This window comes from Sulfidibacter corallicola (assembly GCF_017498545.1).
In the GTDB taxonomy this organism is placed as follows: Bacteria; Acidobacteriota; Holophagae; order Acanthopleuribacterales; family Acanthopleuribacteraceae; genus Sulfidibacter; species Sulfidibacter corallicola.
Window position 1 is genome coordinate 416,128 of record NZ_CP071793.1, and the last position, 15,498, is coordinate 431,625.

Here is a 15,498-nt window from a genome sequence, read left to right on the forward strand (position 1 = left end):
ATGTCCGTGCTGAAAAACAACCAGTGGCTACTCAAAAAACGTCCTGAAGGCGACATCAAGGCCGACGATTTCGAATATGTCCAAAGCGAGGTCCCGGATCTCGGCGAAGGCGAAGCCCGGGTGCGAACCCTGTACCTCTCGGTCGATCCCACCAACCGGATTTGGATGACCGACATGCCCCAATACATGGAACCGGTGCAGATCGGTGCCGTGATGCGCGGGGTGGTCATCGGTGTCGTCGAGGAGAGCAAGTCGCCGCAACTCGAGGTGGGAGACCTGATTCACGGCCTTTGGGGTTGGCAGGAGTACGCGGTGGTCACGCCGGACCAGGTGGGGAAGGTCCCAAAGGGCGTGCCCGTACCCTTGGATGCCTGGATGAGTGTGCTCGGTGCCACCGGTATGACCGCCTATTTCGGTCTACGGGATATCGGCAAGCCCAAAGCCGGCGAAACGATCGTCATTTCCGCCGCGGCCGGAGCCGTGGGTTCGATTGCCGGTCAGATCGCCAAAATTCACGGCTGTCGCACGGTCGGGATCGCCGGAACCGACGAAAAATGCGCCTGGCTGACGGATGAATTGGGCTTCGACGCGGCCATCAACTACAAGACCCAGGATGTGGATTCCGCGCTCCGCGAGGCCTGTCCAAACGGCATCGACATCGATTTCGAAAACGTCGGTGGGGCCATCTTCGACTCGGTTCTGTCGCAAATCAACCTGCATGCCCGAATCATCCTGTGTGGTCTGATTTCGTCCTACAACGCGACCAAACCGGTGCCCGGCCCCTACCATTTCGCGCAAATCCTCATGCAGCGAGCGAAAGTGGAGGGCTTCATCATCACCGACTACATGTCCAGGTTCCCCGAAGGCATCGCCGAAGTGGGGCCGTGGCTTGCCTCCGGAAAGATCAAATATCGCGTCGACGTGGTGGAAGGCCTGGAGCACACCCCCGAGGCACTGAATCGTCTGTTCACCGGGGCCAATATCGGCAAACAGTTGGTGATGGTGTCGGAACCACCGCGTTCCTGATATGTAACGTGTTTGCTTTGAGTAGTTTGACAAAACCTAAACAAAAGTCCGACATGATCCCTACGCGTTTTCGAAGGTGAATTGCTACCTTGTGAACACTCGAACAGTTTCGGGCGTCGCGTCCGAACCTGGAGCTTCGATCTCCAGGAAAAAACAATGAAACAGAGGCCACCATGTTGAAGAAATGTCTTGTCCTTTTCCTGTGCACCCTGCCCCTGGTTGCGGGTCCCAAGCTGGTTTTTGAAAAAACCGATCACGATTTCGGCGACATCGACAAAGGCGATAAGGTCGAAACCGAGTTCAAGTTCACCAACACAGGTGACGAGGTTCTCCAGATCCAAGATGTCAAACCATCTTGCGGCTGTACTTCCGCGAAGCCCGAAAAGGCGAGCTACGAGCCCGGCGAGTCCGGTGTGATTCCCGTTTCCTTCAACTCCTCCCGTTTCAACGGCAACATCACCAAGACCATCACGGTGACCTCCAACGATGCTGAAAATCCCAAGACCGTGCTGCACATCAAAGGCGTCATCAGCAGCGACGTGAACGTCACCCCGACCTTCCTCAACATGGTCAACGTGCCGCGCAACAACGATGTGGTCAAAAAAGAGATTCACGTGGAAACCACCAAGATGGACAAGCTGGAAATCTCCGAAGTGACTTCCAACCAGGATTTCGTCAAGGCCGAGCCGATCAAGGTGAGCGACAAGAAATGGGTGATCAACGTCTCGACGGTCGGCAAGCAGATTCCCACCGGCCGCAACGCCACTCAAGCTCAGATCACGTTCAAGACCAACAGCCCCAAGCAGCCCGAAATCAAGGCACGTGTCCAAATCCGCGTGGCTCAGCCGATTCAGGTCACCCCTCGTTCGGTGTACTTCTTCTCCAGCAAGAAGGGCGAAGCTCGTGAAACCACCGTCAACCTGCGCCCCAACCTGGTGAAAGATTTCAAGGTTTTGGAAATGAAATCCGACCTGGCCTTCATTCAAGCCGAAGTCGAGGACGCGGGCGGTAACAAGCGCCTGAAAGTCAAGCTGACCGACGCAGCCAAAGAAGGCAAGTTCAACGGCGTGATCACCCTGAAAACCGATCTGGAAGATCAACCGCAGATCCACATCCCGGTTCGCGGCAGCGTCATCTAAAAGCACGGGGGGCCACGGCCGTTCGTCACGACACCCAGCCCTCATCTCGAAAATCCCGAATTGGGTCGATTCAGGCCCGATTCGGGATTTTTTCTTTTATGGGGCCCCGGACCGGGTATACCTGGTCGAAGGAACGCGTCACATTCAGGTGGCGAGTCGCGCCGATGGATGGATCGCCAACCGGATGAGGCCTGCGCGGAGGTTGCGACGGATCGTTTCGGATGAGCGTTCCGAGCGATCTCCGGCGCTCAGTCCTCGTCGCCCGGTTCTTCCTCCACTTCCTGGGGCAGGCGCGGGATCGCGAAAGGCTCGTCTTCCCCAAAGGCCAATGGAATCTCGAATTGCGTCAACGGCGCGATGTGCCCGCTACTCGAATACCACCAGAGCTCCTGGCGAATCCAGCGCAGGTCCGGATCCTCGGGCCAGAGAAACTGAAGCAGGCCGAAATTGTTGACGCCCACGATGTCCCGTCCCTGGGTTCCGATGAATTCGGGATAGGGTTCCGGTAGGCGTTCCGGCGCGGGACGGTGCCCGCCGAGAAAATCGATTCGATAACGCCAGTCGGGCAGCGGCTCCACGTGAACTTCGCGCGGCATGTTGCCCATGTTGAGCAGTGGCGGCTCGTGCACCGGACTGCGCGTACGCCACATTTGGAAAAAGGCCTTGATGCGACCCCGCCAGGAACGCGTGTGAATCTTGGGTCGTTCGTGCCAACCCGCCCAGGCGTAATTCCAAGGGAGTGGCGGCCAGTAGCCGCGGCGGTGAAAGATCCGGGTCAGGTGGTTCTGGTTGTGGAACGAGCTGCTGGTGAGGTGGGCCATGACCACCTCCAACTCCTTGTTCCCACTGGGAGCTTGATAGGGTCGCGGCCCCAAATAGTGGATGCGGGCGGCGAAACCGTAGTGGACGTCGCCACTCAAGATCGTGAGGGCGTGTTTGTGCCCTTCGGGATAGGTGTTGGACGCCAGATAACCCAGCAGGCGCTCGAACGCTTCGGTCTGCGATTCCCACGAATCGCCGTAGTCGGCATGATAAACGGACCTGAAGAAGGCCATCAGCTTCGAGGCCCATGCGGTCGGCGGTAAATCGATCACATTGGTGGGCGCCACCACCAGCACCATTTCGGTTTGCGGGCGCGCGGGCTCCCTGAGCTGGTTCCAGCCCGCGCCGCTGAGCAGATCGGGAATGTCGGTCGCCTTCTTGCCGGGGAAGCCGCGCCAGGTGCGTGTATCGAGCACCCATACCTCGTGGCGAGGTCCACACACCCGAAAGTGCCAGGTGCAGGTTTTCTCCGGATCGCGTGCGAGTTTGGTAATTTTGGTCTTGGGCTCCGGGAGGCCCAACAGTGCGTCCATGTTCCCGGCCCGTTCCGCTGGGAACCCCGTCGTGCACCAGGTGGACAGGTTCGAGAGCAGCCGCGATTCGGGTCCGGTCTCGAAGTTTTGCGGCGCGTTACCCCATCCTTGGCACACGGCGTAGCCGAGCATGCCGTTGGCGATCATGCGTCGCGAGAGTGGATGGGTCGCGGTGCGCTCGGTCCACTCGCGATTGAGATACCAATCGTCGGTGATCTCGTGATCGTCGAAGATCATGTAGGTCGCGATGTTGGCGAGCGCGCGCCGCACTCCGCCCAGGGTCTTGCGAAATCGGTTCACCGCCTTGCGTTCCTGGTTGAAGAGAATCCGGCGCTTGGAGGCTCCGAACGCCCGCTTGGGATGATGCGGGTGAACCTTGGCGAAATTCGGTAGTTCTCGAGGCCATAGCGTGTCGCTCCAAACCATCATGTACATGACCAGGAATTCGCTGAACCGCAGCAGGTGGCTTTTCGAGAAGAGGGACGTCAAATGACAGGCGTGGGCCAGGCGTTTGCGGCGTCCTGGCCCGAGCTGGTCCGGTTTGATCCGTCCCGGCAGGGGTTCGTCGTATCCGAACAGGTGTTGCACCGCGTCCATGATGAGGTACAGCAGGCAATCGGCGACGTCGTCGGCATAGATTTGATCGCCCAGCAGGAATAGCTGTTGAGGCCGGTCGAGACAGTTCCCGGCGGTACGTGCCAGCAGCCGATCGAGCCCGGCCAACGCGTCCTGCCCCGAACCATGGGGTTTGCGGCAGGATCCGTAGACCAAGCCCAGATGGTTCAGATCGGCGGGAGGTAGCACGAACGTGGGTCCGCTGAACGGCGGGTAGCGGATCGCGTCCGGATCTCCGACCGCTTCTTCCAAGGATTGGGACGGGCTGCCGTCTTCGGGAGTGAATGTCAAATCGTAACCGTAGACGATCCCGGGTTGGAGGATCGGGTTGGGTGCGGCCGCCCGCACCAGGCAGGGGAATAGGTGTTTGCCGATAGCGAGCGTCCTGGCCTCGCCCTCCAGCACCGTCGCGCCGTCGCCATCGACAACCCGCAGCAGGACACGACAGGGCGCCTTCGACACCAACCAGACCGCGACCGATTCCGGCGATGTCTGGCGGAGAATGGGGCCGGCCAGCACGAGTGGCAGGGTGGTGAGGTTTGCGGCAGGCGACACACTCATGGAATCGATCTCCTTGGGAGGGAAGGTTCGTTCATGGATGGGTTCCCGCGCGGTTCAGTTCTTCTTCGAACGAGGCCAGCATGCTGTCCAAATCGGGGAAGAGCGGCAGATCGAAATGGCGGCAAACGACCGCCACGTTGCCGCTGCGCCAGAAAGCTTTGGGACAGGCGACGCGAACTTTGCCGCTCGCCGCGGTGAGGCCCAACTCAAGCAGGGTAATCGGTGCCTGGGTGTCAGGCGCAAAATACATCAGAACCCAATCGGCGCGACACAACCCGTTCAATTCCCATTCGACCTGAGCTCGAAAGACGGGATCCGCATCGGATGTGCCCCATTCCGACTTCCACGTATCGCGCCGTGGATTGAGCACGTGCAGATCGTGCACGGCGAGTCGGTCCCAGGCCTGTTCCTGCCAGGGTTCGGCGCGGCCCATGGCGATCGATCCGGCCAAAAAGACGGCCGGTTTGTGAAAGGTGGGGGGAAGTGGATCTGGCGGTTTGTGGAGCTGTGCCCGAAGGTCCATGGCGATCATCTCTCTGCGGAAGGATCAAGATGGGACAGATCTTTATGAAACCAAGAGATTTGAATGAAGCTGGCTCATTATACCGGAGGGCTGTCGTCGATGCGAGGCGAGGAAGTGGAGAACGCACCGAGGTCTCCTGAAATGACAGGCCGGAAACGAGGTGTGTTTCTGTGTGGGGGTCTAAACGGGGTCGGTTAGTTTGTGTTTTAGAGTCAAATAGTCAAAAAAATGAAATAAAAGTATTGCTTTTGTGATTCGGGCGACGTAATATTCCGGTGTGTTCGATGGCGAGACGTCAATTAGACTTTGTTTTAAAGTCTTTAAGGCGTCTGTTGGTTTTGCGTGTCGTCCCCGTTTGCTGTGTTCAAGAGTAGGATCTCGCATTTATTTTTTGATCGGCGCACTGCACACCTCTCGAAATAGGTTCCGACTTTCCGAGTTCGACGGGTGCTTTTAGGTGACACAACGGCAGAATGCTGAGCCTGAGGGAAACTTGATTAAGAAAAAGGATTTGTGAGATGACTAAAAAAGGATTCAGTTTAGTAGAGTTGATGGTCGTGGTGGCCATCATTGCCATTTTGGCCGCGATCGCGCTGCCCATGTTCTCCATCTATCGCCAAAAGTCCACCGTAATGAAGCAGATCGGTGCCTGTAACAACTTGAAGGAACCCATGATGGCCTGGTTGGACGAGTGCGGCATGGACACGCCGCTCACCTTGGACGGCGCCACCGGCCGGCTTCACGGAACCCATTGTGAAGCGGGTATCGACGTCACCATCGGTTCCGGTCTGCCGGTTGTCCGTAACTCGACCTACACGCTCACCAAGTCACAGCCCGATACCAAACTCGCTCGCGTCGTGATCGGCTGGGCATGGACCGACGGGTGTAACCTCTGTGACGGACGTTGGTGCATGCTCTGTAACGAGGGCACCGGTGCTTGCAATGTGGAAGTCGAGATCACCGATCCCGACGGTACCGAGTTGACCAGCTTGAACAAGCACCCGGATACCGCTTGTCCCTAATGGTTGATGGAACCTGCGAATTCTTTGAAAAGCCCCCTCGGTGTAGGGGGCTTTTCCTTTTTGCGAAGTGAATTTTTGGGCTTTCGGTTCGGGCCTGGGCTCGGGTGTTCGGCCGCTCCGGCGCTCGTTTCGAGGGCCGAGCCGGCGGAATTCGCACTGCGAACGATGGTCGAGGTTCTGCCGGGATCCTTCCATTGTCGCTCCCGGCATCCGGCTCGTCTCAAGGCTTCTTGCCGGTGGCGTCCTGTTTGGGCGGGGATGGGGGACGTTTGGGAGGATCGGGTAGTTCCGGCACCCGAGGGCGTGGTTTGGTCTTGACCGGACCTTCACCGGTTCGCGCCGAAGGCTCGGCACGGGGTTTTGGCCGCGGGGTCGGTTGAACGCTGGCGGTGGGCGCAGGTGTCGGCGCACTCGCTTCACCGATGAGGCGCTTGAGGTAATCGATGATCTGTCCGTGCGTGCCCAGGCTGGCCTTGACCGCCGCCTGCAAGGCGTCCAACTCCTGATCCTGCTCGCGGACCGCCTCATAGGTGGGCTTGATCCAGTGGTGCATCAGGTTGAACTGGTGGCGCAACACCTTGAGCAGGAAGCGCCCTTCCTTGGCCGTCGTCTCGTTTTGTTTTTGATGATGGCCCATCAAGGTGGTCGCATGTCGCCGTCCGCTCTCGGCGACGGTTTCCAGCACCGGGGCGAAGACGGAGCGAAGCTGGGCGATCGTTTCCGGCGACAGGCGCGTTTCGTTCAGACTGACATCGGGCTCTTCGTCCGCGGCACCGCGTTCGGCGAGACCGGCCAGACCCGAGCCCAGAATGTCGCGGATGCCGCCCAACCCCTCGTTGAAGTTCATGAGTTGCAGGACCACCTGGCCGAACTGATCCTCGCCGTCGACACCCAGCATCGCCTGCTTCTTGCGATAGGTTTCCTGAATGTCGTGCCAACGACCCAATTCCCCTTCGTTTGACGTGCCCTGTATGGTCTTGAATTTCAACAGGTTCGCCTCGGCGCCGGTGGTCAATGTCTGCGCTTCGTTTTCGTAGTGGGTGGTGATCAGGTTCTCCAGCTCCTCGTCGTTCATGATGGGCAGGATCTTTTCGGCGATCTTGTTCATGTTGCGGTAGGAGCCCTGCAGTTTGAAAGGCGGTTCCGTGCGATAGGCGTCTTCCTGTGCCGCCGAGCGAATGTACTCCAGATTGACCTGGAGGATGATGTCGCGCACCCGCATGATTTTCTTGAGCACGTTGACGATTTCGTTGACCTCTTCACCGGTGTAGGAACCCTCCAGTTCGGTGCCTTCGCGCGAGTCGGTTTCGGCGATCTGGATCATGGTGTAGACATCTTTCTGGGAGCGGGTGGCCAGTTTGTTGAGCACGGGGTTGGAGGTCAGGCAGTTCTCGATGTAGCTCAGTTCGAACACGCGCTGGGTTTCGCCGATGATGTCGCCGAGGTTGTAGGTGTCGGCGCGGTTGGCGAGCATGTCCGGGATCTGGAATTTATCCCCGCTTTCGGTGTAGGGGTTGCCGGCCATGCAGACGCAAACTTTTTTGCCGCGCAGGTCATAGGTGCGGGTGCGGCCCTTGTAGACGCCCTCGATGCGGCGTGAGCCGTCGCAGAGCGAGATGAACTTTTGCAGGAATTCCGGATTGCAGTGTTGGATGTCGTCCAGGTAGATCATGATGTTGTCGCCCATTTCCAAAGCCAGGTTCAGCTTTTTCAGTTCTTCGCGGGCACTGGCGTTTTGGGCGCTGGCGGGGTCGAGTGCGGTGACGTCGTGGCCGATGGCCGGCCCGTTGATCTTCATGAAGATCAGGCCCAAGCGGTTGGAAATGTACTCCATCAGGGTGGTTTTACCGTAACCGGGAGGCGATACCAGCAACAGCAGGCCCATGCGGTCGGTCCGTTTCTGTTCGCCGGCACTGCCCATCTGTTTGGCCAAGTTGTCGCCGATCAATTGCAGGTAGACCTCGTCGATCAACTTGTTGCGCACGAAGCTGGAGAGCACCCGCGGTTGGAATTCGTCCAGGCGGAGTTCGACGCGGAACTTGTCCACCAACTCCTTCTTCAGGTGCTGGTAGGCGCGGAAACGCGGCACGGTCTCGCGTTCGAAGCGGGTCAGCTTGGCGATGAAATCGTTGTAGTTGAGATGATAACCGCCCTTCTGAATGAGCGAGTGGTCGCCGCGAAGGCCCTGGATGTCGCGGGACACGCCCGATTCGGCGATATCGCCGCGGTCGTGGGTCTCGCAGAAGAGGATCGCGGCCACCTCGTCGGCGAATTCCGGATCCAGATCCAGGTGATCGGCTTCCTGGTCCAGGTAGGCCGTGACCCAGTCGCGCACCAGGTTGAAGGCCTTGGCCGGGTCCTTTTCGAGGTCGCGCACGCTTTGTTGGTAGGGCAGCCAGAAGTTCTTGGTGCGCAGGTGGCCCGTGAATTTTTTATAGATCTCATGGGCTTCGCGGCTGATCTTGAAGTGCTCGCCCATGAGCAGTTGGCGAAACAGGTATTGAGCGGCTTCTTCGGACCATTCCGCTTCGAACAGGCCCGAGGTTTCCAGGAATCGGTCGATCAAGCTGCGCAGCTCGGCCACGTAGTTTTTGGTGCGGCTGTGCTCGGGGAACAGGCTCAGGAGCTTGGCCAAGCCGCCGACGGTTTGGGTCAGGGCGGCCTTTGGCCCGCTCGGGCAGAAGTGGTACCAGAAAATGGTGGCGCAGGCCCGTGCCCGCGGATCGTAGGAGAGCAGGCCCAGGCTTTGGCGTAATTCCATCAGCGCACCCAACAGCAGCGATGCGTCGTGATCGTGAACGCCCTTGGCGTAGCCCTCGTCGTAGCGGGGGCCCATGAATTTGCGTACCAGTTCCAGGCGGTCTTCCTCGTTGAGCATCGAGGCCTTTTCCAGGTCGAGTTCGGCGCCGCTCTCGATGTGGCGAAGCAGAAGAAAGGCGAGAAACTCGGCGCGATAGACCTCGCGCGTCTCCGAAACGGTTTCCTGGTTCCAGACTTCGCGGGTGGCCAGAAAGTCGGGATCGGTAATCTTTTCGAAGAAGTCCGTGCCGGTCAAATGGAAATACTGGTCGTCCTCGCGCTGCACCACCGTCAGGGCCAGGTTCTGCTGGTTCACCGAGAACTTGTGGCGACCCAGTTGAATGACGTTGCCGCCTTCGCTGAACAGGTCCTGGCGATCCTTCAATTGGCGAACCGCGTCTTCCTTGATCGTTTTCATGCGGCTTTGGATGTCGTCGGCCTTGACCGTGTCGTCCAGCTCCATCAACTGGCCGACGATCGATCGCACTTTCTCGATCATCATGTCGCCGGCGAAGTAACCGTTGATTTCGTTGACGTTCTCGAATCCGGCAACCCGATTCTGAATGCCCTTGAGGATGCGTTCGGCCGCCGAGGACAGCGAGGCGGCCCTTTTGTTGCGGCTTTCCACGAGCTGCAGGCGCTTGGATTCGAAGGCGTTGTAGGCTTCCTCGCGCTTCTCGGCCAGCATCTCGATGAAATCGTCGAACTCGGAGAATCGGCTTTCCAATTCTTCCAATTGGACCATGATCTTGGTGAGGTAGGTCTCGCATTTGTCGGGAGAGTCGCAGACGTCCAGGTAGTTGATGATGCTCTGGCCCAGCAGCTTCATCTGGGCGTTGAACTCGGCGACGCCCTCGGCCTGAGCCAGGTCCTTGCGCCTCGTCTTGAGTGCGGCCTTGACCTGGTTCAGCTCGCCGTAGATGGCCGAGACATTGTCGATGATTCGCGTGGTCTGGGTCGCGTCCTCGATTTTGAGGTTGCTGACGATGTCGATCAACATTTCCAAATCGCGGGAGGTCTGGTCGATCTGCTCTTCGATTTCGTTGGCCTCGGTCACCTTGACCAATTCATCGATGGCCGACTTTTGTGTTTGGACACGGCCTTGATAGGGACTCAGCGCTTCGGGATCGAGCAGGAACTCGACACATTTGGCCGACAGGTTCTCCACCTGTTCGCCGACCTTTTGCTCGAGAGCCTCGACCGCGGCCTCGTCCACGTAACGTCGTTCCTTGGTGGAAATGATTTCGCCGCGAAGAATGCGACTTTCGGCAAGCAACGAGACGAACTCGCCGATTTCCTCCAAATGGGCATGACGCACCTGTTTCAGCAGGGCCTCGGTTTTGTCACCGACCCGCTGTACCTCTTCACGGGTCGCCTTCTTGATGCGAACGACCTTCTCGAATTCGTCGATAGCCGACTTGGCGCTTTCGCGAATCCCGCCCAGCACGTCGTGGAGTTTGAAGGCCTCTTCCTGCGCCAACCAGAAATAGCTGTCCATCACGTCGGTCGCTTTCTTGACCATGTCGAGGTACAGCGTTTCGTAGGTCTCTTCCTTGTGAATCAGGGTCAGGAGTTCGCCGCACTCGGCCATGCACCGCACGATGTCCTTGTTCCCGATCTTGAACAGCGGGTCGTCGCTGGCCGCTTCCATCTTGAAGTTCGGGCCCAGGAAGGAGGTCTGCCAGATCTGGATGGCGTGGTGCTTTTGCGGCTCCTCTTCGGTGCGGGTGTAGACCAGGGTGCCGTCTTCGAAGATCGAGAAGCCGTGGCACAGGATCGGTGTGGCCACCGATTGCTGGATCAGGTTGTAACTGAGCAGGATGTAGAGGCCCGAAATGCGGTTGTAGAACACGTAGAGGAAATCTTCGCCGTTGGGAGAGGCGACGCGGCGTTCGAAGGCCATGTCCTCGAGGTCGGTATCGAAGGTCTTGAACTCGCCGTTGAGCAGGTAATAGCCGCGCGGAAAAATAAGCCCGTGGTCGTCGGGCAGCAGCACGCAGGTGTCCTTGATGGCATCGATGCGGTGGACTTCGGCCAATTTCTCGTTGAAGACCAGGTAGCGACTCTCCTTTTCCTGGTAGGGCCGGATCTTGAGCAGGATGACGTGACCGACCGAAGCGTAGTAGATTTCGGCGTCGTCGAGGGTTTGGTCTTTGTTTTCGACCGGTTCGGCGTAGATGCCGGATCCGTCGGCGGTGTTGTCCTCGACTTTGATGGTCAGGTCGCCGCCCACCGTTTCCACGAACACGCGATCATCGATCGAGATGTGGGGGTGGCGGCCTTCGCGGTGCATGTCGCGGGAGGTGCGGGTCCACTCGAATTCGAGCTGTGATGGGTACTTGAACTCGTGGTCGCTGCGGTTGTCCACGTAGGTGAGGGTTCCGTCGTCACCGATCAACCATTTGAAGGTCTTGAAATCTTTGGGGTTCTTGCCCACGCGGAACTTCATGAACAGGTGGGGACCGATGGTCATGAACTTGGCGAAGTAGGTCTTTTTGTAATACTTGTAGAGATTCTGGAAATCCGCGACGAATTGCGCGTCTTCGATCAGACTCAACGACTGTTTGTGAAAAGCGCCCTCGGAAAAGGTGTAGTCGGCGAACACATCGGCCAAAGTGGTTTCGGAACGCAGACCGAGCTGGACGTTGTAACCGAACAGCATGTTGGCACCAATGGGTACCATATCCCGTGGCGTACAGTTGTTGTCGGTGGAAATGCGCTCGTTGCCGATCAATCGGGTTTCGATGGACCCGAAGGTTTCCTTGCGTGCATGGTTCAATTTGTCCAAGCGGGAGCGCAGCTCGGAGGCGTGTTGTTCCAGGCGGTTGCGAATGATTTCATAGGTGCCGCCTTCCAATTGCACCTGTGATTGCGCTTGGCTTTCCTGGTTTTCTGCCATGATCGGACCATCCTTCCGTAGAACGTTCGTCACGCGGCCGGCACCCGAGCGTTCGGGTGCGACGCGACGCATGAATGGATGCAAAGGCGCCGGCCCGAGGCGGGCCCGTCGCGGGGCACGGGATCGTTTCGTGCCGGGATCGCGGTCCATCCGGTGGCAGGGGCTCGTGCGTACCCGTGCCGCCTACCCCCGGATGGGCGCCAATCAGCTTTTGGCTTGGGTTTCGATGATGGTAGCCGGCTTGTCGGCAAGGCCCAGTTTCTCGGCGAGGCCGAGCACCTGTCCCAAGACACCCTTGGTGGCGTTGTCGTCGGTCTTGTTCATCATCTGGTACAGAAGGGCGGAGATGGTGAGGTTCTTGAGGTCCTCGCTGGAGATCCCGAATTGGTTCACGAACTTGCGCAGGTTGGACGCGAAGTGTTCGGGGTCGCCGTTGAAGAAAGTGTTCTTCACGTCGGTCAGCACCGAGCTGGAACCGACCAGGCGGTCGATACCCTTGCCCTGGGCGACCGAGTTCATGATGCGGTCGAAGAACATCGACTCGCCGCCGACGATTTCGATCTTGGCGGCCTTGAGGCCCTCGCGCACCACCGCGGCCTGCTCGGCGGCGATCTGCTTGCGCGCTTCGATATCGGCCAGCTCGATCTGTTTGTCCTTTTCGAGGCGCAGTTTGAACTCTTCGTGATCGCGGCCCGGACCGTCGAATTGCTTCATGGCCTCGGCCTTCTTCTGGATCCCGATCGCCTCGGCCAGGTAGCGGCGCTGCAGCACGGAGGCTTCGGCCTCGCCCTCTTTGTGGCGCGCGGCGGCCTTGGCTTCCATGCCCTGGGCTTCGGCATTGGCGGTCTTGGCCAAAATGCTGGCTTCGGCGCTGCCCTGCATTTCGGTGCCCTCGGCCTCGGCCGCGTACTTTCGTTGCAGCACGGAGGCTTCGGCCTCACCCATCTTGGCCTTGGCATCGGCCTGAGCCTCGACACCCTTGGCTTCGGCGACCGCCTTTTCGCGAATGATCTGCGCTTCGGCTTCACCCTGCTTGGCGTAGGCGCCGGCCTTGGCTTCGCCTTCCTTCAGCAGCGCCGTGGCCTTGACTTCGGTACCTTGGGCCTCGGCTTGGGCGCGTTTCAGGTGGACGTTGGCTTCCACTTCGCCTTCCATCTGGGCGGCTTGGGCCTTGGCTTCCAGGACCTGGGCTTCGGCCAGGCCGATGGTGGCCTCTTCCTTGGCCTTGGCTTCCGCCAACACCTTGCGGGCTTCCGCATTCTTGTCGGCGGTCTTCAGGGCCGCGTCGGCCTCGATCACCTTCTGCTCCGCCTGGTAGGCCGCCGATTCCTTGGAGGCCTGGGCCGCCACGACCGAGCGCACGCGCTCCTCTTCGGCATCTTTTTCGGCCTGGGTCACCGCGACCTTCTTGGTCCGGTCCGCCTCGGCGAAGGCCTTGGTGTCCTTGATGCGTTCCTCTTCCGCGACCACCGCCTTCTGAACCATGACGCGCTCGCGGATGACGTCTTGAATGTTCTTCTTCTCTTCCTCGACCGACTTCTCTTTCTCGATGTTGGTCAGGGTGACGATGCGTTCCCGTTCGATGACTTCGAGCTGGCGGTCCTTCTCGACCCGTTCGCTTTCCACCACGTCGGTGCGCTGTTTGTTCTTTTGGGCCACGATCACCTGGCGCAGCTTGTTCTCTTCGGCGACCATGATCTCTTCTTCCGTGGTGATACGTGCCGTTTCGGCCTTGCGCCGTTCTTCCTGTTGGACCCGCATCGTTTCCGCGGCCTCACGCGCCCTGATCTCGGCGATCTCGCGCTTCTGGCGTTCCTGGCTCTCCGTCAACTGGCGATCCAACTCCAGTACCGCCTCTTCCGCTTCCACGTTCTGGCGCTTGAGCGTCTTCTCGCGCTCGCGATCGATCTGGTTCGAGAGGACCGACTGTTTGGCCGTCAGTTCGGTGATCTTCTTGATGCCCTCCGCGTCCAGAATGTTCTGGGCGTTGAGCGTGTTGACATCGGTCTGTTCCAGGTAGTCGATGGCCACGTCTTGGAGATGGTAGCCGTTCAGGTTTTCGCCGATCGTCTGGATGATGGCTTCCTTGAATTCCTTCCGGGCATTGTACAGATCCACGAAATCGAACTTTTTACCGACTGTCTTGAGCGCCTCCGAGAAGAGGGCGTCGAACAGCTCGTAAAGCGTGTCGCGGTGGGAGGCCCGGTCGGTACCGATGCTCTTGGCGACGTTGAGCACGTCCTCCACCGTCTGGTTGACGCCCACGAAGAAGGCGACCTTGATATCGGCGCGAATGTTGTCTTTACATATCAACCCGTTCTGGCTGATGCGCTCGATTTCCATGCGCTTGACCGAAATGTCCATGATCTCCAGGCGGTGCAGCACCGGAATGACGATCTGCCCGCCGAACGAAACGCGAGGGCCGCCTTGGCCCGTGCGAATCAGGGCGCGGCCTTGGGGTACCTTGCGATAGAACTTGATCATCATGATCAAGACACCGACGACGATGAGAATCGCGACGATCCCACCGACTCCAAGAATTTCAACCATAGTATTACTCCGTCTTTGATTCCGTATGACTCGTGTCGCTTCGACCACCCGGGTTTGGCGTCGGGAACGCGATGGCGGGTGCGGGGAAGGCGAGTCTCACCGAGGGTCAGTCGTTGAGGCGTTCGATGTAATAAAAATTACCGGTTTCGGCTTTTTCCAGAATGATGGCCTTACTTCCTTCGCTCACCTTGCCTTCGCGCGTCCGCACGCTCACCAGCATCGGGGCGCCCTGGGTTTGGACGCGTCCTTGGCCGAGCAGGTCCGGACCCGCGGAGGAGATCAGCAGGCATTCGTGACCGACGACGGTGTCGATGGCGTCGTGACTGTCGTGCAACGCCTTGAACATCTTCGCGATCGGTGTCGTCACGATTTTGGTGACGATCAGGCTTGCCAGGAAGTTAGGGATGTACAGTGCGAATCCCAACAGTTGGCTGTTCCAGCCGAGGATCTTGTTGGCGCTCATCTGTACGACCCACATGACCAGGATCTGCACTGAAAGAACCACCATCAAAGGGACATGTGCCAGATTCATGAAGGCCAGGAACCCGTTGAGTGCGCCCGCGTGGCCGTGGGCATGGGCGTCGGCGTCCGCACCGGCGTCCATATCGGCGTCGGCGTCGATTCCGGCGTCGAAATCCGCGTCCACACCGGCATCGATACCCGCGTCCATACCGGCGTCGATACCCGCGTCCATACCGGCGTCCACATCCACCTGCACATCGGCACCTGCATCCAGGTCGGCGTCGAACCCGACGTCGGTTTCCACGTCCACGTCCAGCGAATCCATGCCGACAAAGCCCAGAATGACGAAAAGCCAGTACACCAGAATCAGGCCGAGCAAAACCGTGATCGGCAGGTTTGCCCAAGCCAGGGAGGCCTGAAAGAGCTCAAGCATGATGGACTCCGTCTTTTCCGAGTGGGATCACTCGCATTTTAACTCAAGCCGAACGATTCGGGTGGAAGCAAATCTGTCGAGATCGCGCGGTGCCGCAGCGGGAAACGCTGCAGG

General features: G+C 59.0%; 8 protein-coding genes. 3 read left to right on the forward strand and 5 right to left on the reverse strand.

The window, feature by feature from the left end; translation table 11 throughout:
• Together J3U87_RS01260 and J3U87_RS01265 are read left to right on the forward strand one after the other, a co-directional pair.
• On the forward strand, positions 1 to 1,026 hold the full coding sequence (locus tag J3U87_RS01260; RefSeq protein ID WP_237381210.1) for an NADP-dependent oxidoreductase: 1,026 nt from the start codon (positions 1 to 3) through the stop codon (positions 1,024 to 1,026).
• A gap of 173 nt (positions 1,027 to 1,199) precedes the next feature.
• Complete coding sequence (locus J3U87_RS01265) at positions 1,200 to 2,165, forward strand: DUF1573 domain-containing protein (RefSeq protein ID WP_237381211.1); 966 nt, start codon at positions 1,200 to 1,202, stop codon at positions 2,163 to 2,165.
• Between the two features lie 248 nt (positions 2,166 to 2,413).
• Here the strand turns inward: J3U87_RS01265 and J3U87_RS01270 are convergent, their stop codons facing one another.
• Positions 2,414 to 4,696 (reverse strand): metallophosphoesterase family protein, encoded by a 2,283-nt coding sequence (locus tag J3U87_RS01270; RefSeq protein WP_237381212.1) that lies wholly within the window; start codon positions 4,694 to 4,696, stop codon positions 2,414 to 2,416.
• Between the two features lie 31 nt (positions 4,697 to 4,727).
• Positions 4,728 to 5,219: a nucleoside 2-deoxyribosyltransferase domain-containing protein gene (locus J3U87_RS01275; RefSeq protein WP_237381213.1), complete on the reverse strand. Its 492-nt coding sequence runs from the start codon at positions 5,217 to 5,219 to the stop codon at positions 4,728 to 4,730.
• A gap of 518 nt (positions 5,220 to 5,737) precedes the next feature.
• Between J3U87_RS01275 and J3U87_RS34940 the strand changes: the two genes are divergently transcribed.
• The gene (locus J3U87_RS34940; RefSeq protein WP_272932447.1) at positions 5,738 to 6,241 is read left to right on the forward strand and encodes a prepilin-type N-terminal cleavage/methylation domain-containing protein; all 504 of its coding nucleotides are present in this window, start codon (positions 5,738 to 5,740) and stop codon (positions 6,239 to 6,241) included.
• Positions 6,242 to 6,461: 220 nt separating this feature from the next.
• Here the strand turns inward: J3U87_RS34940 and J3U87_RS01285 are convergent, their stop codons facing one another.
• The 3 genes from J3U87_RS01285 to J3U87_RS01295 form a co-directional block, all read right to left on the reverse strand.
• Positions 6,462 to 11,939: a DNA repair ATPase gene (locus J3U87_RS01285; RefSeq protein WP_237381214.1), complete on the reverse strand. Its 5,478-nt coding sequence runs from the start codon at positions 11,937 to 11,939 to the stop codon at positions 6,462 to 6,464.
• Between the two features lie 204 nt (positions 11,940 to 12,143).
• Positions 12,144 to 14,489: a flotillin family protein gene (locus tag J3U87_RS01290; RefSeq protein ID WP_237381215.1), complete on the reverse strand. Its 2,346-nt coding sequence runs from the start codon at positions 14,487 to 14,489 to the stop codon at positions 12,144 to 12,146.
• A gap of 106 nt (positions 14,490 to 14,595) precedes the next feature.
• Positions 14,596 to 15,384, reverse strand: coding sequence for an OB-fold-containig protein (locus tag J3U87_RS01295; RefSeq protein WP_237381216.1), 789 nt, complete (start codon positions 15,382 to 15,384; stop codon positions 14,596 to 14,598).
• Between the last annotated feature and the right edge of the window lie 114 nt (positions 15,385 to 15,498).